This is a genomic window from Rhodococcus sp. 27YEA15 (assembly GCF_049739425.1).
In the GTDB taxonomy this organism is placed as follows: domain Bacteria; phylum Actinomycetota; class Actinomycetes; order Mycobacteriales; family Mycobacteriaceae; genus Rhodococcus_F.
The window spans coordinates 1,731,634-1,758,032 of sequence record NZ_JBMHHW010000001.1; the positions used below are offsets into that span (position 1 = coordinate 1,731,634).

General features: G+C 64.6%; 25 protein-coding genes. 20 read left to right on the forward strand and 5 right to left on the reverse strand.

The features are described 5' to 3' along the window. The first annotated feature begins 1 nt into the window (after window position 1). From ABH922_RS07895 to truB, 4 genes are read left to right on the forward strand one after another with little or no spacing between them, the layout of a single operon-like run. A complete protein-coding gene (locus ABH922_RS07895) occupies window positions 2-1,378 on the forward strand; it encodes an MATE family efflux transporter (protein WP_424806386.1) in 1,377 nt (458 codons plus the stop codon). Next, complete coding sequence (locus tag ABH922_RS07900; protein WP_424806387.1) at window positions 1,363-2,286, forward strand: metallophosphoesterase family protein; 924 nt, start codon at window positions 1,363-1,365, stop codon at window positions 2,284-2,286. The genes ABH922_RS07895 and ABH922_RS07900 overlap by 16 nt, the downstream gene beginning before the upstream one ends. A gap of 13 nt (window positions 2,287-2,299) precedes the next feature. After that, a complete protein-coding gene (locus tag ABH922_RS07905) occupies window positions 2,300-2,956 on the forward strand; it encodes a 4'-phosphopantetheinyl transferase family protein (protein WP_424806388.1) in 657 nt (218 codons plus the stop codon). Window positions 2,957-2,980: 24 nt separating this feature from the next. Further along, on the forward strand, window positions 2,981-3,901 hold the full coding sequence (gene truB, locus ABH922_RS07910; RefSeq protein ID WP_424806389.1) for a tRNA pseudouridine(55) synthase TruB: 921 nt from the start codon (window positions 2,981-2,983) through the stop codon (window positions 3,899-3,901). A 146-nt stretch (window positions 3,902-4,047) separates the two neighbouring features. Here truB and ABH922_RS07915 read toward each other — a convergent pair whose 3' ends face one another. Beyond that, entirely contained in the window at window positions 4,048-4,794 is a 747-nt protein-coding gene (locus ABH922_RS07915; protein ID WP_424806390.1) for a metal-dependent transcriptional regulator, read from the reverse strand. Between the two features lie 105 nt (window positions 4,795-4,899). Here ABH922_RS07915 and ABH922_RS07920 point away from each other — a divergent pair, with 105 nt between their 5' ends. The 7 genes from ABH922_RS07920 (at window position 4,900) to ABH922_RS07950 (ending at window position 13,748) form a co-directional block, all read left to right on the forward strand. After that, a complete protein-coding gene (locus ABH922_RS07920; RefSeq protein WP_424806391.1) occupies window positions 4,900-5,889 on the forward strand; it encodes a bifunctional riboflavin kinase/FAD synthetase in 990 nt (329 codons plus the stop codon). Window positions 5,890-6,021: 132 nt separating this feature from the next. Next, window positions 6,022-6,291, forward strand: a complete 270-nt coding sequence (gene rpsO, locus ABH922_RS07925; protein ID WP_424806392.1) for a 30S ribosomal protein S15 — start codon at window positions 6,022-6,024, stop codon at window positions 6,289-6,291. Between the two features lie 391 nt (window positions 6,292-6,682). Continuing rightward, window positions 6,683-8,947 (forward strand): polyribonucleotide nucleotidyltransferase, encoded by a 2,265-nt coding sequence (locus ABH922_RS07930; protein WP_424806393.1) that lies wholly within the window; start codon window positions 6,683-6,685, stop codon window positions 8,945-8,947. Between the two features lie 144 nt (window positions 8,948-9,091). Beyond that, a complete protein-coding gene (locus ABH922_RS07935; RefSeq protein WP_424806394.1) occupies window positions 9,092-10,453 on the forward strand; it encodes a M16 family metallopeptidase in 1,362 nt (453 codons plus the stop codon). A gap of 171 nt (window positions 10,454-10,624) precedes the next feature. Continuing rightward, window positions 10,625-12,301: a cutinase family protein gene (locus ABH922_RS07940; RefSeq protein ID WP_424806395.1), complete on the forward strand. Its 1,677-nt coding sequence runs from the start codon at window positions 10,625-10,627 to the stop codon at window positions 12,299-12,301. Window positions 12,302-12,396: 95 nt separating this feature from the next. After that, window positions 12,397-12,543 (forward strand): hypothetical protein, encoded by a 147-nt coding sequence (locus tag ABH922_RS07945; protein ID WP_424806396.1) that lies wholly within the window; start codon window positions 12,397-12,399, stop codon window positions 12,541-12,543. A gap of 155 nt (window positions 12,544-12,698) precedes the next feature. After that, window positions 12,699-13,748: a lipoate--protein ligase family protein gene (locus ABH922_RS07950; RefSeq protein ID WP_424806397.1), complete on the forward strand. Its 1,050-nt coding sequence runs from the start codon at window positions 12,699-12,701 to the stop codon at window positions 13,746-13,748. Window positions 13,749-13,750: 2 nt separating this feature from the next. Here ABH922_RS07950 and ABH922_RS07955 read toward each other — a convergent pair whose 3' ends face one another. Both ABH922_RS07955 and ABH922_RS07960 read right to left on the reverse strand, forming a co-directional pair. After that, complete coding sequence (locus ABH922_RS07955; protein WP_424806398.1) at window positions 13,751-14,485, reverse strand: CbiQ family ECF transporter T component; 735 nt, start codon at window positions 14,483-14,485, stop codon at window positions 13,751-13,753. After that, window positions 14,482-16,452 carry an ATP-binding cassette domain-containing protein gene (locus ABH922_RS07960; protein WP_424809605.1) on the reverse strand — a complete coding sequence of 657 codons (1,971 nt, stop codon included), beginning with the start codon at window positions 16,450-16,452 and terminating at the stop codon, window positions 14,482-14,484. Before ABH922_RS07960 ends, ABH922_RS07955 begins: the two co-directional genes overlap by 4 nt. A gap of 171 nt (window positions 16,453-16,623) precedes the next feature. Between ABH922_RS07960 and dapB the strand changes: the two genes are divergently transcribed. Both dapB and ABH922_RS07970 read left to right on the forward strand, forming a co-directional pair. Beyond that, a complete protein-coding gene (gene dapB, locus ABH922_RS07965) occupies window positions 16,624-17,388 on the forward strand; it encodes a 4-hydroxy-tetrahydrodipicolinate reductase (protein ID WP_424806399.1) in 765 nt (254 codons plus the stop codon). After that, complete coding sequence (locus tag ABH922_RS07970) at window positions 17,385-17,849, forward strand: hypothetical protein (protein WP_424806400.1); 465 nt, start codon at window positions 17,385-17,387, stop codon at window positions 17,847-17,849. Before dapB ends, ABH922_RS07970 begins: the two co-directional genes overlap by 4 nt. Before the next feature lie 66 nt (window positions 17,850-17,915). On the opposite strand, the gene ABH922_RS07975 is transcribed toward ABH922_RS07970, so the two are convergent. Next, on the reverse strand, window positions 17,916-18,863 hold the full coding sequence (locus ABH922_RS07975) for a hypothetical protein (RefSeq protein ID WP_424806401.1): 948 nt from the start codon (window positions 18,861-18,863) through the stop codon (window positions 17,916-17,918). Between the two features lie 297 nt (window positions 18,864-19,160). Here ABH922_RS07975 and ABH922_RS07980 point away from each other — a divergent pair, with 297 nt between their 5' ends. From ABH922_RS07980 to ABH922_RS07995, 4 genes are all read left to right on the forward strand, one after another. Further along, window positions 19,161-19,976: a MerR family transcriptional regulator gene (locus ABH922_RS07980; RefSeq protein WP_424806402.1), complete on the forward strand. Its 816-nt coding sequence runs from the start codon at window positions 19,161-19,163 to the stop codon at window positions 19,974-19,976. 601 nt (window positions 19,977-20,577) lie between these two features. Then, window positions 20,578-20,652, forward strand: coding sequence for a hypothetical protein (locus tag ABH922_RS07985; protein ID WP_424809606.1), 75 nt, complete (start codon window positions 20,578-20,580; stop codon window positions 20,650-20,652). Window positions 20,653-20,828: 176 nt separating this feature from the next. After that, entirely contained in the window at window positions 20,829-21,815 is a 987-nt protein-coding gene (locus ABH922_RS07990; protein ID WP_424806403.1) for an arsenic resistance protein, read from the forward strand. A gap of 46 nt (window positions 21,816-21,861) precedes the next feature. Then, window positions 21,862-22,416, forward strand: a complete 555-nt coding sequence (locus tag ABH922_RS07995; RefSeq protein ID WP_424806404.1) for a hypothetical protein — start codon at window positions 21,862-21,864, stop codon at window positions 22,414-22,416. Between the two features lie 6 nt (window positions 22,417-22,422). Here the strand turns inward: ABH922_RS07995 and ABH922_RS08000 are convergent, their stop codons facing one another. Next, window positions 22,423-23,571 carry an isochorismate synthase gene (locus ABH922_RS08000; RefSeq protein ID WP_424809607.1) on the reverse strand — a complete coding sequence of 383 codons (1,149 nt, stop codon included), beginning with the start codon at window positions 23,569-23,571 and terminating at the stop codon, window positions 22,423-22,425. A 99-nt stretch (window positions 23,572-23,670) separates the two neighbouring features. On the opposite strand from ABH922_RS08000, the gene ABH922_RS08005 reads away from it, so the two are divergent. From ABH922_RS08005 to ABH922_RS08015, 3 genes are read left to right on the forward strand one after another with little or no spacing between them, the layout of a single operon-like run. After that, window positions 23,671-23,898, forward strand: coding sequence for a phosphopantetheine-binding protein (locus ABH922_RS08005; RefSeq protein WP_424806405.1), 228 nt, complete (start codon window positions 23,671-23,673; stop codon window positions 23,896-23,898). Beyond that, the gene (locus ABH922_RS08010) at window positions 23,874-24,686 is read left to right on the forward strand and encodes a 2,3-dihydro-2,3-dihydroxybenzoate dehydrogenase (RefSeq protein ID WP_424806406.1); all 813 of its coding nucleotides are present in this window, start codon (window positions 23,874-23,876) and stop codon (window positions 24,684-24,686) included. Before ABH922_RS08005 ends, ABH922_RS08010 begins: the two co-directional genes overlap by 25 nt. A 38-nt stretch (window positions 24,687-24,724) precedes the next feature. Then, entirely contained in the window at window positions 24,725-26,383 is a 1,659-nt protein-coding gene (locus tag ABH922_RS08015; RefSeq protein WP_424806407.1) for a (2,3-dihydroxybenzoyl)adenylate synthase, read from the forward strand. Window positions 26,384-26,399 lie beyond the last annotated feature (16 nt).

Below are 26,399 nucleotides of genomic sequence, written 5' to 3' on the forward strand. Positions count from 1 at the left end.
GGTGACGAACCCGGGCGAGGTTTCACCGGTGACCGGGCGAAAGATATTTTCCCTGGCCTTTCCGGCGCTGGGAGTGCTCGCCGCCGAACCGCTCTACCTCTTGTTCGACATCGCAGTTGTCGGGAGACTGGGGGCACTGCCACTGGCGGGGTTGGCCGTCGGCGGTCTCATCCTGGCGTTGGTGAGTACCCAACTGACATTTCTGTCCTACGGCACGACGGCTCGCGCGGCCCGTCTACACGGCGCCGGACGTGATCGTGAGGCAGTCGAGGAGGGCGTTCAGGCCACGTGGTTGGCGGTGGCGATCGGGTTGGTTCTCGTGATGATCGTCGAGGTGATCGCGCGTCCCTTGACGTCGCTGGTGGCGGGAAGTGCAGACATCGCGGCCGCCGCGGAAAGTTGGCTGCGGATAGCCGTTTTCGGTGTGCCGTTGATCTTGGTGGCGCTGGCGGGCAACGGGTGGATGCGCGGCGTACAGAACACGGTGCGACCACTTCGCTTCGTTGTCCTCGGTCTGGGGATTTCGGCGCTCTTGTGCCCGGTCCTGGTGCACGGTCTGCTCGGTGTGCCGCCGATGGGGCTCGAAGGTTCGGCGGTGGCGAACCTGATGGGTCAGAGTGTGTCCGGTTCGTTGTTCGCGTGGGCGCTTGCGCGGGAGCCCGTCTCGGCCCGCCCGCGCCCGGCAATCATGCGAGCCCAGATGGTGATGGGCCGGGACCTGATCCTGCGTAGTCTTGCGTTTCAGGCCTGTTTCGTCTCGGCGGCGGCGGTGGCGTCGCGGTTCGGTGCGGCGGTGGTCGGCGCCCATCAAGTGGTTCTGCAATTGTGGAATCTGGTCTCGCTGGTGCTCGATTCGTTGGCTGTCGCTGCCCAGACGCTGATCGGGGCGGCGCTCGGTGGCGGCTACGCGGCAGCGGCGAAGAAGATGGCGTGGCGAATCACGATATGGTCGACGGTGTTCGCGATGCTGCTGGCCGTGATCTTCGGCGTCGGGCACTCGGTGATTCCGGGATTGTTCACCGGCGACGCGGAAGTTCTCGCCCAGATGTCGATCGCCTGGTGGTTCTTCGTCGCCATCATGCCGGTGGCCGGAGTGGTGTTCGCACTCGACGGGGTACTTCTCGGAGCCGGTGATGTTGCATTCCTGCGGAATGCGACGATGCTGTGCGCGGTGGCCGGATTTCTGCCGGCGATCTGGTTGTCGCTCGCCTGCGACTGGGGTCTGGCCGGAATTTGGGCGGGGCTGAGCGTGTTCGTAGTACTTCGGATGGTCGCGGTGTCCTGGCGTGCGGTCTCCGGCAAGTGGGCAGTGACGGGCACCGGGACCGTTCGGGGCAGTTCCAGCGAGGAAGCAGAGGGATCGTGGCAGCAAAGTTGATGGCAGTGAGCGACATTCATGTCGGTCACAACGGAAACAAGCCGATGACGGAGGAGCTGTTTCCGGATTCCCCCGACGACTGGTTGATTCTCGCCGGTGACGTTTCGGAGAAAACCGATGACATCCGGTGGGCGCTGAAGCTCCTTCGTGAGCGGTTCGCGAAGGTGATCTGGGTTCCGGGTAATCACGAACTGTGGACGACCGCCAAGGACCCGGTGCAGATTCACGGCGTACCCAGGTACGAGTATCTCGTGAACATGTGCCGTGAGCTCGACGTGGTCACCCCAGAGGATCCGTTCCCGGTGTGGGACGGTGACGACGGTCCGGTGACGGTGGTACCGATGTTCCTGCTCTACGACTATTCGTTCCTGCCGGCCGGAGCGCGGGACAAGGAGCACGGTCTGGAGATCGCCAAGGACAACAACGTGGTGGCCACCGACGAGTTCCTGCTCTCTCCGCAGCCGTACGCGACACGCGACGCGTGGTGCCGGGCGCGGATCGAGTACACGCGCGCTCGTCTCGATGCGCTGGCAGAGGGAACGAAGACCATTCTGGTCAATCATTTCCCGATGGTTCGACAGCCGACGGACGTGCTCATGTACCCCGAATTCGCGCTGTGGTGCGGCACCACCGCGACCGCGGACTGGCACGTGCGGTACAACGCGGTGTGCTCGGTGTACGGACACCTCCACATTCCTCGTACCACCTACTACGACGGCATCCGGTTCGAGGAGGTCTCACTCGGGTATCCGCGTGAATGGCGTCGACGCGGACTGCCCGAGAAGCTGTTGCGGCAGATTCTGCCGGTGCCGGAGTATCCGCCGGGAACGTTGAACAAATGGGGCGGGCACTTCAAGGTGACACCCGAGCAGGAAGCCGAAGTCGAGCGCATGCGCGCCGGACGCTGAAAGGTATCGCGACGTGATCGAGCAGATTCTTCCCGGTGGTGTTGCCGCCGCCGAGGCTTTCGCCGACCCTCCCGGTCTGATCCCGCACCCGAGCGAGGAAGCATTGATCGGCAGGGCCGTCGAGAAGCGGCGCCGTGAGTTCGTGACCACGCGGCATCTCGCCAGGCAGGCGATGAGCAAGCTCGGGGTGCCGTCGGCGGCGGTCATGCGCGGTGAGCGGGGAGCCCCGCTGTGGCCGCAGGGCGTCGTCGGGAGCATGGCGCACTGCGACGGCTACCGCGGTGCGGTGTTGGCGTATTCGATGCAGACCCGGTCGCTCGGAATCGACGCCGAACCGCACGGACCGCTGCCTGACGGTGTCCTGAACGCCGTCAGCATCGAGGAAGAGCGAACATGGCTCGGCGCCCAGGATCACAGCTCGGTGCACTGGGATCGAGTGTTGTTCTGCGCCAAGGAAGCGACGTACAAGGCCTGGTTTCCGCTGACGGCCCGCTGGTTGGGATTCGAGGACGCACACATCACGTTCGAATCCGAGTCGGCGACGTCCGGAACTTTTCGATCACGACTGTTGGTACCCGGGGATACGATGTCCGGTCCGGCGTTGACGTCTTTCGACGGCCGATGGTTGGTAGCGGAGGGCCTGATTCTGACGGCGATTTCGGTGCAGTGACTTCGGCCGGCAGAATCGGAAATCGTGCCAGCTCGTGAAAAACCTTCCTCCGGTCTTGTCGGCGCCGGAATTCTCATCGTCGACAAAGAGGCGGGAATCACCAGCCACGACGTAGTGGCGCGGTGCCGGAAACTGTTGAACACCCGCAAGGTCGGCCACGCCGGGACTCTCGACCCCATGGCGACCGGTGTGCTCGTGCTCGGGGTCGAGCGGGCGACCAAACTCCTCGGGTTGCTTGCACTGACCACCAAGGCCTACTCGGCCACCATCCGTTTGGGCGCATCGACGGACACCGACGACGCCGAGGGCCGGACGCTGTCGTCGGCCGATGCCTCCGGGGTGACCGACGCCGAGATCGCGGCGGTGGTAGCGACGTTGACTGGCGACATCGAGCAGATTCCGGCCAGCGTGAGTGCCATCAAGGTCGACGGACAGCGAGCGCACGCCCTGGTGCGGGCCGGTGAGAGCGTCGAGCTCGCGGCGCGACCGGTGACGGTGTCGTCGTTCGAGATCCTGGGCCGACGCAGTGCAGAGGGCGGCTTCGTCGACCTCGACGTGAACGTCGAGTGTTCCTCCGGCACCTACATCCGGTCACTCGCCCGCGATCTGGGACGCGCCCTGGGCGTCGGCGGGCATCTGACGGCGCTTCGTCGCACGCGAGTCGGGCCGTTCACTCTCGATCACGCGCGAACGCTCGACGAGTTGTCCGAATCCCCGGGTGTCAGTCTCGACATCGACCAGGCGGCGCAGACGGCGTTCCCGCACCGTCAGATCACCGACGACGAGGCCGAGGCCATCAGTCAGGGTCGGTGGCTCGAGCCGATCGGGATGAAGGGTACGTACGCGGCCGTCGATCCGAGCGGGCACACCATTGCCTTGCTGCAGGAGAAGGGACGCCGGGCCAGTTCCGTGATGGTGGTGCGACCGGCAACGCTGCGTCAATAGCACCGACCTTCGGCCCTGGCCGGCCGCAGCCGGCGAACACTCGACGTCGAATGCCCGTGGCACCCGAGACGCGCCGGATCACCTCGAGCCCGTCGAGGCGAAGGTACCGACGGCCGGGGGTACCGACGGCCGGGGCGCGCGCCTGGTTACACGAGCCAGATAGCTTGCGCCACCGGGCTTCCCAGGTCGATTGTCTCCGGGTGGTCGTTCAGTCGAACGCAGATGATGCCGGCGAAGTCGCGTCGTTCCTCGACGGTGATCTCGATGTCGAGGCTGATGCCCACCGAGTCGAAATACCGAAGCATCTCGGGGTCGGAGTCCGAGATCCTCGCGACACGGCCACGCTCGCCGTTGGCGAAGTCGCTGAGTTGACGAGCCGGCGGGGTGGGAACCGATCCGTCGGAACCGGGAATGGGATCGCCGTGGGGATCACGTTCGGGGAAGCCGAGTTTCGCGTCCATCCGCGCCACCATGAGATCGGACACGGCATGTTCGAGAATTTCCGCTTCGTCGTGTACCTCGTCCCAGCCGTAGCCGAGTTCTTGTACCAGATAAGTCTCGATGAGCCGGTGGCGTCGGACCATGGACACCGCGGCAGCGCGCCCGGTGTCGGTCAGGGCAATCGACCCGTAGCGGGCATGATCGACCAGTCCCTGGTCGGACAGCTTGCGGATTGCTTCGGAGACAGTGGACGCCGACACACACATCTTCTCCGCCAAGAGCTTGGTGGAAACCCGCTCCTGGGACCACTCCTGAACGGTCCAGATGACCTTCAGATAGTCCTGGGCGACCGACGACAGGGCCGGTGAATCGATAGCCGCGTCCGGTGTCGGAGCATCGACATCGGCGGTCGCGGAGTTTGTCTCGGTGATTCCGGTCTGGTGAGCAGCCACAACAGTCAGCTTAGGCTACGCGTAGCAGGACTTCCCTTCTCGAGTGTGCGTCCGACCCCGGGTCCGAAGATGACCGGCGGCGGTGCGCCCCGTAGGCTTCGGGGCGTGCTGAGGTGGCGTGGTCTCGACGAAGTTCCGGCCGATTGGGGTCGCTGTGTTCTTACTGTCGGAGTGTTCGACGGTGTGCACCGCGGGCATGCCCAGTTGATTGCGCGGGCGGTGGCAGCCGCCCGCGAACGTGGGGTTCCCAGCGTACTGATGACATTCGATCCACATCCGATGGAAGTGGTTCGCCCGGGCAGTCATCCGGCCCAGTTGACGACGTTGCAGCGTCGCGCCGAACTCGCGGAAGAACTCGGTATCGACGTGTTCTGCGTCATGGCGTTCACCGCTGATTTCATGAAGCTCACCCCCGAGCGGTACGTGCACGAGATCCTGGTGGAGCGCCTGCACGTCGCCGAGGTGGTGGTGGGGGAGAACTTCACCTTCGGGAAGAAGGCCCTGGGCAACGTCGATCTGCTCCGCGAGATGGGGGATCGATTCGGTTTCGCCGTCGACGGCGTCCAGTTGGTCGTCGAGCACGCGGTGACCTTCTCGTCGACATACATCCGCTCCTGCGTCGACGCGGGCGACATGGTGGCCGCAACCGAGGCGCTCGGTCGGCCGCACCGGGTCGAGGGTGTCGTCGTACACGGTGACAAACGTGGCCGCGAGCTGGGATTTCCGACAGCCAACATCGCGCCGCCGTTGTTCTCCGCCATTCCGGCCGACGGGGTCTACGCGGGCTGGTTCTCGGTGATCGGCAGCGACGCCGTCGAGCCGCTCGGCACGGTCGTGCCTGGTCGTCGCTACCAGGCGGCGGTTTCCGTCGGCACCAATCCGACGTTCTCCGGTCGTACGCGCACGGTCGAAGCCTTCGTGCTCGACGCCGACGCCGACCTCTACGGCCAGCATGTCGCCGTCGACCTGGTCGAACGGGTGCGCGGTATGGAGAAGTTCGATTCGATCGAATCGTTGATCACTGCCATGGATCGTGATGTCGCGCGGGCTCGGGCAATTCTCGACACCGACGCCGCCGCCGGACGTGTCAGTTGACACATTCCCATGCGGCGTCGGGAACGACGCCGGCCTGCTGGTAGGCTGTTCTCTTGGCGTGCGCTGCGGTTTGCGGTGGCCACGTCCGATTTCGTTCCTTTTCACGCAAACGTCATCACAGGAGTTAATCAAGTGGCATTGACCACGGAACAGAAGAAGCAGGTTCTCGGCGAGTACGGTCTGCACGAGACCGACACCGGATCGCCCGAAGCTCAGGTGGCAATGCTCACCAAGCGCATCGTCGATCTCACCGAGCACCTCAAGGCCCACAAGCACGACCACCACTCACGTCGTGGACTGCTCCTGCTGGTCGGCCGTCGTCGTCGCCTGCTCAAGTACGTGGCGAAGACCGACGTTGCTCGTTACCGTTCGCTCATCGAGCGCCTCGGCCTGCGTCGCTGATACATTTCGACGCGCTGATCAAGCAACACGCCGAACCTCGGTTCGGCGAAGACTCCGTCAACCGGCGAAGCCATGCTTACACTGGGCTTCGCCGGTTTTCGGCGTCGAGCTGCCGTGAGGCAGTGATCGACTCCGTCGGCTGAGACGCCGACGGCACACCGTATGCATCAGAGAACGTGGTGACGGTTGTCGGTAGTGGTCTTCCGGACCGGGCGAGTGCCCGAGGGTTCCGGCGGGCTTCGATCGACGGCCGCCTCGCATGTAGTGACGTCCCGGAGCAGCAGTTGGCTGCATTCAAGAGGGGGACGTCCCTCGGTGCGCAGTTTCCACCAGGAGGGTGGGGACGCCCGCGCGGGTACGGCGAAGACGAGAGGGAAGTGAAGAGAAGAAGATGACAGCGAATTCCGTAGTAGAGGTCGACTCCGTAGTAGAGGTCGACGAAGGCGTGTTCGAATCCACCGCCGTGATCGACAACGGGTCCTTCGGCACCCGCACCATTCGTTTCGAGACCGGTCGCCTCGCGCAGCAGGCTGCCGGCGCCGTCGTCGCCTACCTGGACGACGAGACCATGCTGCTGTCCGCCACGAGCGCCAGCAAGCACCCCAAGGAGCACTTCGACTTCTTCCCCCTGACGGTGGACGTCGAGGAGCGCATGTACGCCGCGGGCCGTATCCCCGGCTCGTTCTTCCGTCGCGAGGGCCGTCCCTCCACCGACGCGATCTTGACCTGCCGCCTGATCGACCGGCCGCTGCGCCCGTCGTTCGTCGACGGACTCCGTAACGAGATCCAGGTCGTCGTCACGGTCATGAGCCTCAACCCGCAGGACCTGTACGACGTGGTGGCCATCAACGCCGCATCCGCGTCGACGCAGATCGCCGGCCTGCCGTTCTCCGGCCCTGTCGGTGGTGTGCGCGTTGCGCTCATCACCAGTGACGAGAACAAGCGTGGCCAGTGGGTTGCGTTCCCGACCGTGACGCAGCTCGAGAACGCGGTCTTCGACATGGTCGTCGCCGGCCGTGTCACCGAGACCGGTGACGTTGCCATCATGATGGTCGAGGCCGAGGCAACCGAGAGCGTGATCGCCAAGATCGCCGACGGCGCTCAGGCACCGACCGAGGCCATCGTCGCCGAGGGTCTCGAAGCCGCCAAGCCGTTCATCGCGAGTCTGTGCGCCGCGCAGGCTGCGTTGGCGTCCAAGGCAGCCAAGCCCACGGGCGACTACCCGGTCTTCCCGGCATACCAGGACGACGTCTTCGCTGCCGTCGAGGCCGCAGCATCCGAAAAGCTCGATGCCGCACTGTCCATCGCCGGCAAGCAGGAGCGCGACGACAAGACCGACGAAATCAAGGTCGAGGTCCTCGAGCAGGTCGCCCCGAACTTCGAGGGTCGTGAGAAGGAACTCGGAGCAGCGTTCCGTTCGCTCACCAAGAAGTTGGTCCGCCGACGCATCCTGCGCGATCAGTTCCGCATCGACGGCCGCGGCGTGACGGACATCCGTTCGCTGTCCGCCGAGGTCGCGATCATCCCGCGTGCGCACGGCTCCGCTCTGTTCGAGCGCGGCGAGACCCAGATCCTGGGTGTGACCACCCTCGACATGGTGAAGATGGCTCAGCAGGTGGACTCGCTCGGCCCCGAGACCAGCAAGCGCTACATGCATCATTACAACTTCCCGCCGTACTCCACCGGTGAAACGGGTCGTGTCGGTTCGCCGAAGCGTCGCGAAATCGGCCACGGCGCGCTCGCCGAGCGGGCACTCGTGCCGGTGCTGCCGTCCGTCGAGGAATTCCCGTACGCGATCCGCCAGGTCTCGGAGGCGCTCAGCTCCAACGGCTCCACCTCGATGGGTTCGGTGTGTGCTTCGACGCTCGCACTGCTCAATGCCGGTGTGCCGCTGCGCGCTCCGGTTGCCGGCATCGCGATGGGTCTGGTCTCCGACCAGGTCGACGGTGAAACCCGTTACGTCGCACTGACCGACATCCTCGGCGCTGAAGATGCCTTCGGCGACATGGACTTCAAGGTTGCCGGTACCAAGGACTTCGTCACGGCGCTGCAGCTGGACACGAAGCTCGACGGCATCCCGTCGCAGGTTCTCGCCGGCGCACTGTCGCAGGCCAAGGACGCCCGAACCACGATCCTCGAGGTCATGGCCGAGGCCATCGACAGCCCGGACGACATGAGCCCCTTCGCTCCCCGCGTGACGGCCATCAAGGTCCCGGTCGACAAGATCGGTGAGGTCATCGGCCCCAAGGGCAAGATGATCAACTCCATCACCGAGCAGACCGGTGCCAACATCTCCATCGAGGACGACGGCACCGTGTTCGTCGGCGCCACCGACGGACCGTCTGCACAGGCCGCGATCGACCTGATCAACGCCATTGCCAATCCGCAGCTCCCCAAGGTCGGCGAGCGGTTCCTGGGCACGGTCGTCAAGACCACGGCCTTCGGCGCCTTCGTCTCGCTCCTGCCGGGCCGTGACGGTTTGGTGCACATCTCGAAGCTGGGCAGCGGCAAGCGCATCGCCAAGGTCGAAGACGTGGTCAACGTCGGATCCAAGATCCGCGTCGAGATCGCCGATATCGACGCGCGCGGCAAGATCTCGCTGATCCCGGTGGAAGAGGGCAACGACGAGGCTGCTGCTCCGGCCGCCGCCGAGTAGTATCGCCACTTCGCCGGTGATGCGGCCCCGCGCGGATTTCCGTGCGGGGCCGCATCTGTACTGTCTGTAGGCACCACATTTTCAGTGGGCAACCGAATTCCGTACCCGAACTTCACCTGTTACCGAGGACTGCTGACCCGTTTCATGGCAAAGACCACTGTCGAGAATCCCCGCAGCCGTAATGCTGCCCTGAAGTCCCCGGTCGACGGGCTCACGCCCGAATCCGGAGTGTTGCGAACCGTCCTGCCTGGCGGACTTCGTGTCGTCACCGAATTCATTCCCGGTGTGCGCTCGGCCTCCGTCGGCGTCTGGGTGGGCGTCGGCTCGCGGGACGAACAACCGAGTGTGGCCGGTGCGGCCCATTTCCTCGAACACCTGCTGTTCAAGTCGACGCCGTCGCGTACCGCACTGGACATCGCGCAGGTGATGGACGGCGTGGGCGGTGAGCTGAATGCGTTCACCTCCAAGGAGCACACGTGCTTCTACGCCCATGTCATCGACGAGGACCTGGCAATGGCCGTCGATCTGGTCGCGGACGTAGTCCTGCGCGGCAGGTGCCGCAGCGCGGACGTGGACGTGGAGCGGCAGGTGGTGCTCGAAGAGATCGCCATGCGTGACGACGATCCCGAGGATCTACTGGGCGACGCGTTCTTGACCGCGCTCTTCGGTGACCACCCGGTGGGTCGGCCGATCATCGGGAGCGTCGAGTCGATCGAGGAGATGACGCGAACGCAGTTGCATTCGTTCCACGTCCGACGGTACACACCGCAACGGATGGTCCTCGCGGTCGCCGGAAACGTCGATCACAAGCAGGTGGTGGCATTGGCCAGGCGAGCTTTTTCCGGTCACCTCGAGCGTGGGGTCAAACCGGCACCCCGGCGTGAGGGGACGCTGCGTCTGCGGACCATGCCGGAGTTGAGCCTGACGAACCGAGACAGCGAGCAGGTGCATCTGGCGCTCGGCGTTCGAGCCTTCGGACGCCACCAAGGTCACCGCTGGGCGCTGTCGGTGCTCAACGCCGCCGTCGGCGGCGGCCTGAGTTCTCGTCTGTTCCAGGAGATCCGGGAAAAGCGTGGGCTCGCGTACTCGGTGTACTCGGGTGTCGACACGTTCGCGGACACCGGAGCGTTCTCGGTCTACGCCGGCTGCCAGCCGGAAAACCTGGGCGAGGTCGCCACGGTGATTCGTGAGGTTCTCGCAAAGGTGGCCAGTGACGGCATCACCGACGCCGAGGTCGCTCGCGCCAAGGGTTCCTTGCGTGGGGGATTGGTGCTGGCGTTGGAGGATTCCGGCTCGCGAATGAACCGGATCGGCCGAAGTGAACTGAACTACGGCAACCATCGCAGTGTGGCGCAAACACTGTCGACCATCGACGCGGTCACGTCCGAGGAGGTGCTCGAGGTGGCGCAGATGCTGCTGACGCGTCCCTTCGCGGCGGCTGTCGTGGGGCCGTACAAGCGGGTACGTGATCTGCCTGCTTCCGTGCGGGGAATCGTCGGAAAGTAGCTCCACAAGCCTCGATCGTACGACCGCTGCCGCCGGCGGTCTGCCGGGGAAGTACCCGAAATCCTCATGTGCTGTAACGCTGCCGGAGTCGTGGGCGACTATCCGGATGACGTTGCGTGACGCCCCGGGGGTCGGTCGTACGTTTTCCGAAGCTGGGATTGAGGAGAAGACATGACGGTTCGCGGGTTCCTTTCTCGACATCGATTACTTGCGGGCGCGGCTGCGCCTGCCGTGCTCGGTGTGGCCGCACTGGTGGCCGTGGCCATCGCGGTCGATGCCCCGAAGTCGAGCACCGTGGAGGCCGAGTTGACGGCGTCGGTTACCGAATGCCACGACATGGTCAGCATCGCGGTGGCCGGTCGGCACGACACTCCTGATCCGGCGACGGTGAAGATGCTGGTCGGCGCGGACGGTAAGCCGTTGCCTGCCGCACTGTCCGGGGACTACAAGAGCGATCGTGTCGATCAGGTCATCAACCCGGCCGGGGCCGTCAACGACGGCAAGCCCGGATCGTATGCAGCGGTGTACATTGCGTATCCCGCCAATATGGCGACGTACGAAGATGCGGTCAACACCGGCGCGGCAAACACTCAGGCCGTGATGACTGCCATCGCGAAAGCCTGCCCGAAGACCCGGTTTTCGATAGTCGGCTACAGCGAAGGCGCGGATGTCGTTCGCCGTGTAGCGCTGGGCATCGGCGGCCAGACGGGCACCGAGTTCGGTGTGGACCCGGACAAGGTCGTCGGTGTGGTTCTCCTGGCGGACGCCGGACGCCAAGCCGGCGACGGCACGTTCCTCGGTGCCGACAATCCGCTGACGAACCCGGACAACTTCGACCGCAAATATCAAACCGGCACTGCCGTCACCCCGGGCCAGGGCGTACTTCCCGACACCGCAGGTGGTTTCGGGAAGTTGAACGGCAAGGTGGCCTCCTTCTGCTCGGACGGCGACCTCACCTGCTCCGCGCCGAGCAACATTTCGCTTCTGATCCTGGCTGCGAACGTCGGTCGCCAGATCAACGTCGATCAGATCGAATCCCAGGGCCTGACGCCGGCCACCGGCCAGGACGTCGCCGTCGTGCTCAGCCGGATCGCGATCGCCGCATTCCAGGACATCTCGGCGAATCCCACCTGGATGCAGAGTGACGAGACCTTCCTCTCGGTCTTGTTGAAGGTGTCCGACCCGTCGTACAAGCCGGGCGATGCCAAGCCTGCCCCGGTGGCGGTCGGCGATACCATTGCAGCCGAAAAGGTCTCTCCGCTGGCGTACTTGCCGCAGAAGCTCTTCAAGGAAATCGTCGGTTTGATCGCCACCAACCAGAACACGATTCCCGTCATCATGAGCGATCCGTACGACAAGACACTCGCACCCGGTACCGGACACCACTTCGACTACTGGATCGACTCCGACGCTGCCAACGGAAAACCGTTGACGTCGGCTCAGTACGCGGCCGCCTGGCTGACCTATCTCGCCCAGCAGGCGAAGGAAGGCAAGCCCGTCGATACCACGGCGAAGCCGACGCCTGCGCAGCTGACAACCGCTGTCGCTGCTTACATGGCCGAGGACACGATCACCACGGACGCCGCCTCGTCGAGTGCCGCCGCAGTCACCGAGCAGGGTCCTGCCGCACCGAACAACAATTCGCCCGAATCCGCGGTGGCACCGGGTGATTCCGCTCAGGTTCCCGAGTCGGGAGCGGATACTGCTACCGAAGATGCTCCGCTCCCGTCGACGGGAGCGGCTGAAGTGACCCCCACTGCCACGCAGTCACCGGCGCCGAGCGTGGACGCGACGCCGACGACGACCGCAGCCACCACCACCACGATCACCACCACTGCCGCTCGATAGGACCACAGTGCACCCCCGGACAGGGGGCAGAATCGGCTGCTACCCACGCATCGTGCGGGTAGCAGCCGATTTTCTTCAGCGGCTACGTTCGACGGATGAACGAGCTTCGCGCCGAACGATGTACGCGCGCCAGCGGACATTTCCGCGGTGTCGGCTTCGTGGATTTCCGAGACGTCAGTCAGGAGGTCTTGGCGCGGATCTGTCCGGCGTGGAACACTGTCGCCGTTCTGCGCCATTGGTGAAACGCCAAGTGGAGGCGAGCGTCATCGTCGGTACCGGTGGTGGATATCGCCCCGACACGTAGTGTGCGGCGCACCTTGTCAACGATCTGCGATCTCTGTCTCCATTACCGAGCTGACGCGAGCTGCCGGTGCTCTCACGGGGATAGGCTGGTCGGATGCGTGGAGAATACAAGGTTCCTGGTGGCAAACTCGTTGCAGTGGACGTGGAGGTCGAGGACGGTCGGTTGGCCCGTGTGACGGTCTCGGGAGATTTCTTCCTCGAACCCGACAGTGCTCTGGGCGATATCAATGCGGCGGTGACGGGCATGTCCGCCGACGCGGACGCAGATCAGTTGGCACACGCCATTATCGGCGCGCTCGACGATTCGGTGTCGCTGATCGGATTCACGGCGCAGTCGGTGGGCATCGCCGTTCGGCGCGCGCTCGGGCATGCGACGAGTTGGGCGGATCATACCTTCGATCTGATCTCGCCGGTTGTGCTCGACCCGGCGATGCACGTCGCGTTGGACGAGGTCATCGCGCGTGAGGTGGCTGCGGGGGAGCGTCCGCCCACCCTGCGGTTCTGGGACTGGGACTCACCGCTGGTGGTGATCGGCTCGTTCCAGTCGGTGCGAAACGAGGTGGACTCCGCCGCCGCCGAGCGGCACGGTATCGGGGTCGTACGCCGAATCTCCGGCGGCGGAGCGATGTTCATGGAACCGGGCAACTGCATCACCTACTCGCTGGTGGTGCCGGGGTCGTTGGTGGAGGGTTTGAGTTTCGAGCAGTCGTACGCTTTTCTCGACCAGTGGGTGATGGGGGCACTCTCCGAGGTGGGGATCAATGCACGGTACGTCCCGCTCAACGACATCGCGTCGGACAAGGGCAAGATCGCCGGTGCAGCGCAGAAGCGGTTCGTTTCCGGCACGGTGCTTCATCACGTGACCATGGCCTACGACATCGATGCGGAGAAGATGACGCAGGTCTTGCGCATCGGCCGAGAAAAGATGTCGGACAAGGGAACCAAGAGCGCGGCCAAGCGAGTGGACCCACTGCGATCCCAGACGGGCATGACGAGGGAAGCCATCCTGGAGTCGTTTGCGAATCACTTCCGGGCCCAGTACGACACCCGTGACAGCGACTACACCGAAGCCGAACTCGACGAGGCCCGCACCTTGGTGGAGACGAAGTTCAGTACCGAATCATGGACACACCGGGTGCCGTGAGGTCAGCGCAGCAGTATCGTCGAGGCGATGGCGCCTGCGCCTGCCAGTACGACCACCGTCAGGGCGAGCACGTCGGCGCTCCCCGGCCTTTTCGGTTTCGCTGCGATCATTCCGATTCCACCGCGCGCCGAGATGGCTTCGCCCATCTCGGCGGAGCGGCGGATGGCCACCGACATCGTGGTCGTCACCAGGTCGATGATCGAGTTGTCCGCCGCACTGTGAACGACCGCTTTGGGGCGTAGCCTGCGCGCTGCCACCAAGGTGAGCATTTCGTCGATCAGCAACGGCAGCGACCGAACGCAGAGCGCGGCGGAGACGGCCCACTCGTCCACCGGCAACTTGATCAGCCGAAGGGGTCGGCACAGGCTCGCGAGCGCCGGTGCCACGTCACTCATGGAGGTGGTCCACGCGAGCATCAGCGACGCGCACAGCAAGATCAGTGCGAAGGCGACGGTGCGCAGGTAGATGTACACCGCGTCCAACCCGATCGGTACGTTGATCAGCGCACCGCCGAGCAGTAGCAGCCACAACCACCACGGTGGGCGGGGCAGGGCGGTGGGTGGGATGCGTCCGATCGCCGCGGTCACGACCAGCAGTGTCACCACGACGCCGATCGCCGGCCATGACGGCGCGATCACCATCACGAGGCTGACGACGACGACGGCGATGATCTTGGTTCCGGCCCACAACCGGTGAATCGGCGACGTGGTCGGGACTTCTCGCAGAAGAGTGGTCATGACATGGTCCTTGCCGGAGCGGCCTGCGCTCCGCGGTCGACGATCGAGCCTGCGGACAGTTCGACGGTGGTACTGCACACGGCGTCCATCCCGTCGACGTCGTGGGAGATGACGACGACGGCGGTGCCGCTACGTCTGATCCAGGACACGACGTTCATGATCTCCTGCCGGCCCGGTGGGTCGAGTCCGGCCAAGGGTTCGTCGAGGATCAGTAGTCGGGGTTTGCGTACCAGGAGGCCGGCGAGAACCACTCGGCGCATCTGGCCACCACTGAGCTGATCGATGCTCCGGCCGGCCAGGTGTCGGTCCAGTCCGACGGCGTCGAGCGCCCACGACACTTGCAGCGACCCGATTTCCGGACCGCCCGCGGCCTCGATGTCCTCGGCTACGGTCCGTCGTTGCAGCTGTAGTCGGGAGTGTTGGAACGTCAGCCCGACTTCGCCGATCTGCTTGGCGATCGGAGTGCCCTCGTACAGGGCGGTGCCGTGGCTGGGAGTTGTCAGACCTGCCATCACCCAGGCGAGTGTGGACTTGCCCGAGCCGTTGCCGCCGAGGACGAGTATGCCGTCGCCTTCGTTGACGGTCAGATTCACGCCGGACAGGGCCTGCCGCGCCCAGGGCGTTCGATGGTTGTAGGTGTGCGACACATCGGCCAGTTCGAGGACGGGTCGCGTAGAGACGGGCCAGGGCCGGCGGGCGGGCGCGGCGTACGCCGACGTCATCCACGACGGTTGGTGCTCGATCCGAGTCCCCTGGTGGAGTTGGACGACGCGGTCCGCGCCGCGGGTGTCGCAATGATGGTGTGTGACGAGCACGACCGCCATCGGATGCCGTCGGGGCAAGTCCGCGAGGAGGGTGACCAGTTCCTCGCGGCCGGCCCGGTCGACCATGGCGGTTGCTTCGTCGGCGATCAGTAGTGCCGGGCGCCGGGCGAGTGCGCCGGCCACGGCGAGTCGCTGCATCTCACCTCCGGACAGTGACGACGTCTCACGCATTCCCATTCCGCCCAGACCGACCTCGGTGAGAAGGGCGTCGACGTCGGGAACCGAGTCCGGGGGCAGACCCCAGACGACGTCGTCCGCTACTCGGGTTCCGAGGATCTGACTTTCGGGTCGCTGGAGTACGACGGCAGTTCCGCCGTGACGACCCAGCCCGGCCGAACCGGGACGAACCACGCTGCCGGTGGTGGGCCGGCGACCAGCGAGCAGTCGGGTCAATGTCGACTTACCGGAACCGTTGTGGCCGACGACGGCGACGAATTCGCCTCGATCCACGGTGAGGTCGATGTTCGTCAGTGCGGGAGTGGGCGCGCCGGGGTAGGTGAAACCCGCGTTCTCGAGGGTCAGCGGCAGCGGGTCGACCGGGCGAGAATCGGCGTCGGACTCGAGTGGATCGGACGAGGGGAGCGCCGCCAACCGATCCAGAACCGCGCCGAGGACGAAATACGATACGACGGTGCTGATCACGATTCCCAGGGCGACGGAACCTGCCACCCACGCCCACCAGTAGTGGACGGCTGTTCCGACACTGGTTTCGATCCATTCGGCGGCTCCGACCAGAGCCGGGGAACGTTTGAGGAGCGCGGACACGCCGCGAGCAGTGTTCTCGAGGGTGTTCAACATCAGCGTCCGCAGCGGCTCGAGTATCCAGAGGATCGCTACGGAGAGCAGAGCCAGTGCGGGCCCCACGATCAGGGAGGCAGTCAGTGCGGAGACGAACCCGAGTCCGTGTCGTTTGACCGCACCGATCATGCCGCCGAGCAACGCGCAGAGGGCGACCGTGCTCGCCGACCCGGTGCCTGCGGCGACGAAAGCGACGGCGGTGGCTGCCACTCCCGATGCGATTACCGCGCGAATCCGAAATCGTTGGGCGACGATCCCCATGGGGACGGCGGCAACGAGGTTCAGTGCACTCGCCAGCGGGACGACGGTGGCGATGACGGACAGGGCGACGGTGAAACCGGCCATGACAGCACCGGTCGCCAGCTCGACAGGGCGAAGGCCGGACGATGTTTCGGGGTCGGGGCGGATGCTCACCGGCTCCAGTGTGCCAGTGGTGACGAATCTCCGACCCGACTGATGGTGAGCCGATCTGCCTGATTGCGTAGGCTCGACCTCAAACAATCCATCGGACGGAGCGTGGAAGACGTGAGTGCAGCACCCATCAGGGTCGGGGTTCTGGGAGCCAAGGGCAAGGTCGGTCAGGCGATCTGCGAGGCAGTCGAGGCTGCCGCAGATCTCGAACTGGTCGCTCGGGTGGACACCGGTGACCGCATCGAGACGTTCGTCGACACCCGCACCCAGGTGGTCGTGGACTTCACTCATCCGGACGTCGTCATGGGCAACCTGGAGTTCTTGGTGGCCAACGGTATTCACGCGGTGATCGGCACCACCGGCTTCGACGACGACCGACTTGCGACGGTGCGGTCGTGGTTGGACGACCAGCCGGCAACCGGTGTGCTCATCGCACCGAACTTCGCCATCGGCGCGGTGCTGATGATGCGGTTCTCCGCTGCTGCCGCTCGCTACTTCGATTCGGTCGAGGTCATAGAACTGCACCACCCGAACAAGGCGGACGCACCGTCGGGAACCGCCTATCGGACGGCGTCGCTGATCGCCGAGGCCCGTGCTGCGGCGGGCGTCGGGCTCAGCCCTGACGCCACCACCACCGAACTCGAGGGTGCCCGAGGAGCGGACGTCGACGGGGTCCGTGTGCACTCGGTACGCATGTCCGGCCTGGTCGCGCATCAGGAAGTGATTCTCGGCACCCAGGGTGAGACTCTCACGATTCGTCACGACTCCATCGACCGGAACTCCTTCGCGCCCGGCGTCTTGCTCGGAGTTCGTCAGATCGGGTCGCGGCCGGGCTTGACCGTCGGCATCGATTCACTCCTCGACCTGTGAACAAGACCACGCGGACTCTCGCGTTGATCGTTGCGATCTGCATCGCGCTTGCGGTGTACTTCGTACTTCTCGGGCAACGCGGAATTCAGCTGATCCAGGACGGTGGCGGGGCTGCGATCGGTCTCGGCATCGGCGTACTGATCCTGCCCTTCCTCGGATTGTGGCTCGTGATCGCCACCCTCCGAGCAGGTTTCACCCACCAGCGGCTGGCTCAGCAGATATTCGACGAAGGTCTGGCGGTCGACGCGTCAGCGCTGCCGAAAATGCCGTCGGGGCGGATAGAACGAGCGGCTGCGGACGAGTTGTTCGCCGAGATCAAAGTGGATTGGGAGTCGGACCCGGACAACTGGAAACAGAACTTTCGCCTCGCCCGCGCGTACGACTACGCCGGAGATCGGGGCCGGGCGCGTGAAACCATGCGTCGGGCAGTGGAACTGGAGCGACGTACGCGCGGAAAGTAGTCGGGACCGAAGAAGCGACCGGTACCATGGTGCCGGTCGCTTCGTCGGCTCGCAATGCCGGTCAGTTCACGGTCCGAGTGCCCCGAAGGCCGTGATCGGTGTTCGTATCTGGACGGTGCCGGTGGCGTCGCGCAGCACACGGACGGGAGGAAGCGGTCCACGGAGTTGCTCGGATCCGCTCAACAGATCTCCCTCGTCGGTGAAGGCGATTGCTTCACCCTGCGGCTCGTCCGGTGCCGGTACCCGAACCGGCGTCGTCTTCAGCGCTTTCACGACGTCGCCGTCCGGGGCGAAGTAGATGTAGACGTCGGTGTAGGTGCGCAGGGCCACGACCTTGCCGTCCTTGCTGACAGCGCCGCCGGTGATCGCCATGGTTCCGGCGTAGGGGATCGGTCCGCCCGTCGTGCGGGTCGGAGTCATGGTCAGTGTGCCGACCTTGGCCAGTGGGGTCGGGGCGCCGGTACCCAGTTCGTACACGGTTTCCCGATTTCGGGGCGTGTAGATTCCGCTGTTACCCATGTAGTCCTTGGTGACGACGATCGGCAGGCCGTCCTTCTGCAGGAGAAGCGCCTCGGCGTCGTGGGCACGGTCCGGGTAGGTCAGCGAATGCGTCGAGGTGGCCCCGGTCTGCGGGTCCAGCCCGATCAGAGCGATGTTCGTGCGAACAGCGGTGTTGTCGCCGATGTCCGCCAGCCAGAGACGACCGTCCTCGGTGGATGCCATGTCCTCGACATCGATGCGGGGAGTTCCGACGGGAATCCATCGGCGCACCTGGCAGTTCGAATCCAATTCCGCGACACGATCGTCGGAACCGCTGTCTCCGATCCCGTAGATCGACGTCCCGATCACCGCCATGCCGGACAGTTCTTCCAGTCCCGGATCGGTCGGGGTGCACAGGTTCTCGAAGGCACGTGAGGTCTCGGCGCTCGCGGTGGCTCCGGCGACTCCGCAGAACACGACGCACGCGCCGACAACCGAGGTAATGGGGCGAAAGTAGCTACGCTTCCGAAGCACGTCTAGTTCCTTGGCGGGTATTTAGTCCTCCGCTGCCGGGGGGACTAGTAGTGACCTTGTACCCAAAGACTACTGGACGTCCGGCTTTTCTTGCGAGGACCAATCGACAAATATGCAGGGTGAGACGTGGTGCACAGTCGTGTGAGGATGCGTGGGCGAACGCGAAGGTCATTTCCGCCGCTTCCGCTGAGGGACCAATGGCTCGCGTGAGCCGGGCGCGATGCGACTTGACACTCCCGTTACCGGAGGCTCGAGAATGAAAGGCACCTGTCCACGATTACGAGGAGTCGCGCCCAGATGATGCGTATCGGAGAATTCGCTCTTGCTTCCGGTTTGACGGTGAAGGCTCTCCGTCACTACGACGACATCGACCTGCTGGAACCGGCATCGGCCACCAGTGCCGGTTACCGCATGTATTCGCCGACCCAACTGCGCCGCGCCGTGAGCATTCGGGCGCTCCGCGATATCGGTCTTCCGCTCGACACCCTGGCCGAGGTGTTGGACAACCCCGACGGTGCGGATTCGGCAGTCGATCGGCATCGACATCTGGTTGCGCAGGAGCGAGCACGTCAGGACCACGCTGCGACCCAGGGCGTTTCGCTGATGGCCTCACTCGGACGGGACTTCGTCGTGCGGCGTCGCTCCGGTCCCGCTCAATCATGGACAGGGGTCGTCCATCGGATCTACAGTCTCGAACTCGGCGAGGTCGACGCCCCGTTGGCCAGACTCCAGATGTCGTTGACCGAGGCCGGCCACGCCGTCACCGGACCGTGGTGGACCACATTGCGTCACACTGCCGAGTCGGACGTCGTCGAGGTGGTGTTCTGTCTACCCGTCGACGACATCCCCGTCCACCCGATCGAGATTCCCGGCTGGGTTGTCGAGTCAGGGGTCCTGCCGGTGCGCGACGAACTCTTCGTGACCCTCGAAGTACCGGACGGCGACACCGATTCGCAAGATGTCGGTGGCGAAGCCGCTCATATCGCGATCGTGGAACGGGCACACCTCGAGGGGCTGAGGCTGGAACACGGTGCCGTTCGCCAGGTCGCAGTGCCAGAGGACGGCAGTGGCCGTCAACGCATCGAACTCGTGATCGCCCTTCGGCCTGGGTGAAGTCCTGTCGGCCGTACCGGCTTGTTGTGTGGCGTGTCGGATATGTTGGCTCCATGTCGAAGTCCTGGGCGCAGGTTCGAGGTCTGAACTACAGCACGATCGGTCGCACCTTGCGAGGGGTGATGTGTCGTCCGGACGGGTCACGCCAGACGGTGTGGTACTCGCCGACCACTCGATGGCGCATCGAGGACGAGTCCGGTCAAGTGCTGTACATCGAGAATGCGACGGACAAGTATCGTCGTGCGATCGACGGCATCATGTTGCACTCGGTCAAGTCGCCGTTCACGATCGAACTCGTCGTCGGTTCTCCGGCGGTCCTGTTCGAGGCGCACCAGTTCTGGCCGCCCCAGTTGGCAGAAGGCCACCCGCCGCCTCGTCTGGTGGACGCGTCGGAGCCTCGATCGGTCGAGATCCGTGGGCGGCGGGGCTGGGAGGTGACTTTCCGCGATCCGTATGCGGCGGATCGAACAACCTACGTCATCGATGCGGAGATCGGAATCGCATCGGCGTGGCGACTCGGCGACGACTGGATGGAACTGGAAGATCCGCACCTCGACGAGCAATGGTGTTCGGGATCGAAGCGAACTTGTCGATCGCGAACATGGATTTCGACGACTTCGCCGACAACGTCGGCAGCGACGGAGTGTTCCGAGGATTCTCGAGGCCGATCGCGTGAGTCGGTCCGCGCGTCCGAGCATCGCAGACGGCGGGTGAGGTACTCGACCCACCGGCGAGACGTCCGACAGCGGCGACACATACGTGCCACCTCCGGCGGTACCCGTCGATGCAGACAGTTAGCGTTGTCGAAGTAGCACGCACAATGTGAACCGAAAGAGACGTCACCGCCGAATTATGACTGCATCAAGCATCGCCCGCCTCTTCGGCGCGCTCGAACGCCACCAGATCGTGCTGTACCTACTCGCTCTGCTGGTCGGCGGGTTGGTGGGGATCCTCGCACCCGCAACGGCACCGGGTTTCGAACACGCCGTCAATCCCGTCCTCATCGCGTTGCTCTACGCGACGTTCCTGGCGGTTCCGTTCTCGTCGATGCGACAGTCGGCGAAGGACGGAAGATTCCTGGTCGCGCTGCTCGGCCTCAACTTCGTTCTGGTTCCGATCGTGGTGTTCGCCCTCTCGCGGTTCGTCACGGAAGACCGCGCGGTTCTGCTCGGTGTTCTGCTGGTGCTGCTCGCGCCGTGCATCGACTACGTGATCGTCTTCAGCGGCCTGGCCGGGGCCGCATCCGAACGTCTGCTGGCCGCCGCGCCCGTACTCATGTTGCTGCAGATGGTGCTCCTGCCGGTGTATCTGTGGTTGTTCGTCGGATCCGACCTCGCCGATGTCATCGACATAGCCCCGTTCGTCGAGGCCTTTCTTCTGCTGATCGTGGTTCCGCTCGTCCTTGCCGCCGTCACGCAGGCTGCGTCGCGCAGGTACGCGGTAGGACGCATCGTGTTGGACGTGATGGCGTCGGCAATGGTTCCGCTGATGATGGCGACGCTCGCGGTGGTGGTCGCCTCGCAGATAGAATCCGTTCGCACACAGCTGCATTCACTGGTCGGAGTCATTCCCGTTTTCGCCGGTTTCCTGGCGATCATGGCCTTTGTCGGATTGGGTGTCGGCAGAGTCGCACAGTTGGAAGTGCCGGCGACGAGGGCACTGATCTTCTCCGGTGCCACCCGCAATTCTCTCGTCGTTCTTCCGTTGGCTCTGGCACTTCCACCCGCATATGCGCTTGCCGCAGTGGTCGTCGTGACGCAGACTCTCGTCGAACTCGTCGGCATGGTGATCTACGTACGACTGGTGCCGCGACTCGCACCGATGCGGAGTTTCGCGTGATGTGCTGTTCTTCCGACATCGTCGGCTACTCGGATCGGAGTTCAGGATGACCGGCCGCGCGCTCGATCCGTGGAGCGAGTTCGAATTGACGGGTAGACCGAACACTCACCATGTGGACCACGACGTGTTGGAGAATTACCGATTCACGGACGGCGGCGGCTTTCCGCCGTCGTACAAGGATTTCGTCACCGCTTTCGGATGGGCGCGAGTCCTGGGCGGGTGGCTTGTGTATCCGCCGGTACGAGCAGGTTTCGCAGACGGGTGGCAAGGTCGTGCGCGAAACCTCACGGAACGGTTCGAGTCCGTCTACGCCGACAATCTTGTCGAGGATTTCGATTTCACACTCGAACCCGACGGCGACTGGTCGCTCATCGGCCAACTCGAAGTCTTCGCCTACAGCGAGAACGGTGATGCTTTGCTGTGGGACGTGGCGGCGCGAGACGAATTCGGTGAGTTCCCGATCTGGCTTTCCGTCAACCTCAACTCCCTCGAACGTCTCCCCGGCACTCTGCCGGAGGCGTTCGTGCACCTACGCACCAATCGAGGTATCGGGCCCGCGATTGACGCCACAATCGAGCCGTTGCCGCCGTCGCGATTGTGAAAGCTGCTACCCGGTGAGACCGAATGCTGCAAGAACGGTTTTGAACTTCGTGGTGGTCTCGTTCACCTCGGCGTCCGGATCGGAGGTGGCGACGATACCGCCACCGGCGAAGGCCCGCGCCGACAAGCCGTCCGGCGCGACCTCGGCACAGCGGATGGCGACCATCCACTCGCCGTCTCCGCTGCGATCGCACCAGCCGACGGCTCCAGCGTAGAAGCCGCGGTCGTCTTCCGTCTGGGCGATGTGCTTGCGGGCGGTAGCGGTCGGGGTGCCGCACACAGCAGGCGTCGGATGCAGCGCCACTGCCAGCTCGAGAGCGGTCAGATCAGGATCGGCGAGTACGCCCTCGATTTTGGTGCCCAGATGCCAGAGTTGCGGTGTCCGAAGCAGTTCCGGACCATGCGGAGCGGAGATCGATCGGCACAGTGGACCCAGGATCGACATGATGGAGTCTACGACGAAGGCGTGTTCGGCACGATCTTTCGCGGAAGCCTCGAGGTCGCGCGCATTGGCGGCGTCGATCGTCGGGTTCGGGTGGCGGGCGAGGGATCCCGCGAGAGGATGACAGGTCACGACGTCACCCTTGCGCTCGATCAACACCTCGGGTGTCGATCCCACCAGTGCCCGGCCCCGGAATCGACCGCCTGCTGCCGACAGGTCGACGTGGAAACCGTTGTGGGAGTGGTCGAGCTGAATCAGCCGCCGTGCCAGGTCGGTGGGGGAGAGTGGAGATTGCAGGCCGACGGTCAGCGACCGTGCCAGTACCACCTTGTCGAGTGTGCCTGCCTGCAGCGCGGTGATCGCGCGGCGAACCCGCTCGGCGTGTTCGGCCGGGTTCGGAGTGGTGTCGACGATTCGGGCGGCGGGAAGTGGCGCGGCCCCGTCGTGACGTAAGTCACCGCGAATGCGAGTGAATTCGACGGGAACCGTCAACGCGCACGGCGCATTCTCGGCGAACGGCAGCGCTCCGACGATGGCACCCGCGCGACCGCTCCGAAGCGCGTCGATCGCGTCCTGGGCGGCGCTGAATTCTGCAGCGACGCCCGAGGTGCGCACCGATGTTTCCGGACGTGAGAGCAGGAAAGGGGCGTCCTTGTCGACAGTCGACCGAGGGGAGTGGAGAGTACCGTCGGCCGTCGTGGCGATCGTGGACATGGTCACCTTTCGAGAGTGCTGGAACGACTGCTAGGTTAAGGCTAGCCTTAGCAAAGGCTTATTTGTGGTGTCCGCCATGACCACGACACGAGGAGATCGATGACTAGCACCGTGACCAGCGACCGGATTGTGGCGGATGTCGCCGAAGTCCTGTCGTTGAAGGCTGAGGAGATCGGCTCGGACGTCGATCTGAGTGATCTGGGTCTGGACTCGGTGCGGCTGATGACTCTCGTCGAACGATGGCGTGGGGCCGGCGCGGACGCGGACTTCTCCGAATTGGCGCAGGATCCGACACTCGAAGCATGGGTGAGCGTGCTGTGTCCGTAGCACGAAGCGATGCACCCGTAGCCGTGATCACCGGGGCGGCCGCAGGAATCGGTGCAGCAGTGGCACGCACGCTGGCATCGCACGCGTATTCCGTGGCGCTTCTCGACCGTGACGGTGCCGAACTCGAGCGGGCGGCCGCAGAAGTGCGTGCCGTATCGGGTGTCGACGTGGTTACGCACGTCGTGGACGTGACCGACCGGGAGGCGGTGGACGCCGCTACGGCGGCGGTCGTGAAGAAATTCGGTCGCATCGACGCACTCGCCCATGTTGCAGGAATCCTCGACACCGGTTCGGTAGTCGACAGCGATCCCCAGGCGTGGCGGAACATCTACGACGTCAACGTCTTCGGACTTCTCAACGTGCTACAAAGCGTCGGGCAACACATGCGCTCGCGGCGCGCCGGGTCGATTGTCGTCGTCTCGTCCAATGCGGCGGGAGTACCCCGCGTCGGAATGGGGGCGTACGGATCGTCGAAGGCTGCGGCCACGATGCTGGTACGTACCGCCGGACTCGAGCTGGCTGCCGACGGTATCCGGGTCAACGTCGTCGCACCCGGATCCACGGACACCTCGATGCAGCGTTCGTTGTGGTCGGACCCGAATGACGATTCGGGAGCCGAAGGTGTCATCGCGGGGAACCTCGAGGCCTACCGGGTGGGTATTCCGCTCGGAAAGCTCGCCACCGCAGCCGATATCGCCGATTCGGTTCACTTTCTGCTCTCGGACCGGGCAGCCCACATCACCATGCAGGCCCTGTACGTCGACGGCGGCGCCACCCTCAAGGCCTGACCGACCCCCGCGTCGAGATCGAAGGAAAGCAAGCGCACATGAGCACCAGTACCGTTCGTGAACCACTAGCGGCAGTAGCGCAGTACCCGCCCGTGCTGGCCCAGCGCTATCGAGATCTGGGTTACTGGACGCAGGACACGCTGGCAGACTTCATCGCGGACTCCGCTTCCCGGTATGCGGATGCGGAGGCGGTTGTCGGCCGTGACGCGGCGGGTGAATCGGTTCGTCTGAGTTACACCGAACTCGACCGGTCGAGCGCTGCCGTGGCAGGCGGCTTGGCCGCGTTGGGAATCCGGGCGGGCGATCGCGTGTTACTCCAGCTTCCCAACATCGTCGAGTACGTGGAAGCTCTGTTCGCCGTGCTGAAACTGGGTGCGCTTCCGGTGTTCGGACTGCCCGCTCATCGACGGACCGAGGTGAGCTACTTCTGCGAGTTCGTCGACGTCGCCGCGTACATCGTCGCCGACAACTACGGCGGCTTCGACTATCGCGGTCTGGCGCGTGAAGTCGCAACGCTGCTCGCGGCGCCGCCGATCGTGATCGTGGCAGGCGAGGCCGAAGAATTCGTCGGCTTCGATTCGCTTCGAGAATCGGAACCACTGGACGCCGCCGCAGTGGATGCCGAATCTGTTGCGTTTCTGCAACTCTCAGGCGGGACGACCGGAGTCTCGAAACTCATTCCGCGTACACATGCCGACTACCTCTACTCGGTGCGGGCGTCCAACCCGATCTGCGAGGTGGACCCGTCGACCAGGATGTTGGTGGTTCTACCCGCCGCGCACAACTTTCCGATGAGTTCACCGGGAATTCTCGGTGTACTGCACGCCGGCGGTACCGTCGTCCTGGCGCCCGATGTGATGCCGTCGACGGCATTCGGTTTGATCGAGAGCGAGCGCATCACCCACGCGTCGTTGGTGCCACCGATCGCGCTGGCGTGGATGGCGGCGCCGAGTAAGTCCGAACACGACCTGTCGAGTCTGCGCGTTCTCGGTGTCGGCGGCGCCAAGTTCAGTGCGGAGGCAGCGGCACGGGTACGAACCGAACTGGACTGCACACTTCAGCAGGTCTTCGGCATGGCCGAAGGTCTGGTGAACTACACCCGCCTCGACGACGCGGAGGAGTTGATCGTCGGAACCCAGGGGCGGCCGATCTCGCCGGACGACGAGGTGCGCGTGGTCGACGATGCCGGTAACCCCGTTGCACCGGGATCCACCGGTCACCTTCTGACCCGCGGTCCGTACACGATTCGGGGCTACTACCGTGCGGACGAACACAACGCCACCGCATTCGACGCCGACGGCTTCTATCGCACCGGTGACCTGGTCAGTGTGAACGAGGCCGGATACCTGGTGGTGCAGGGCCGGGCCAAGGACCAGATCAATCGAGGGGGCGAGAAAGTGGCCGCCGAGGAGATCGAGAACCATCTCCTGGCCCACCCCGCGATACACGATGCCGCCGTCGTCGCCGTCCCCGACGAATATCTCGGCGAGCGGACCTGCGCCGTGCTTGTGGTGGCGGGTGATCCGCCGACTGTCGGCGACATCAAGAAATACATTCGCGGGCGGGGAGTGGCCGCCTACAAAGTGCCGGACCGAGTGGAGTTCGTGACCGAATTCCCGGTGACCGGCGTGGGAAAGACCAGTAAGGCCGCGCTGCGCCGGATTCTCGCAGAATCCTTTGCCGCTCGTAAGCCTTGACGACATCGTTGTACAC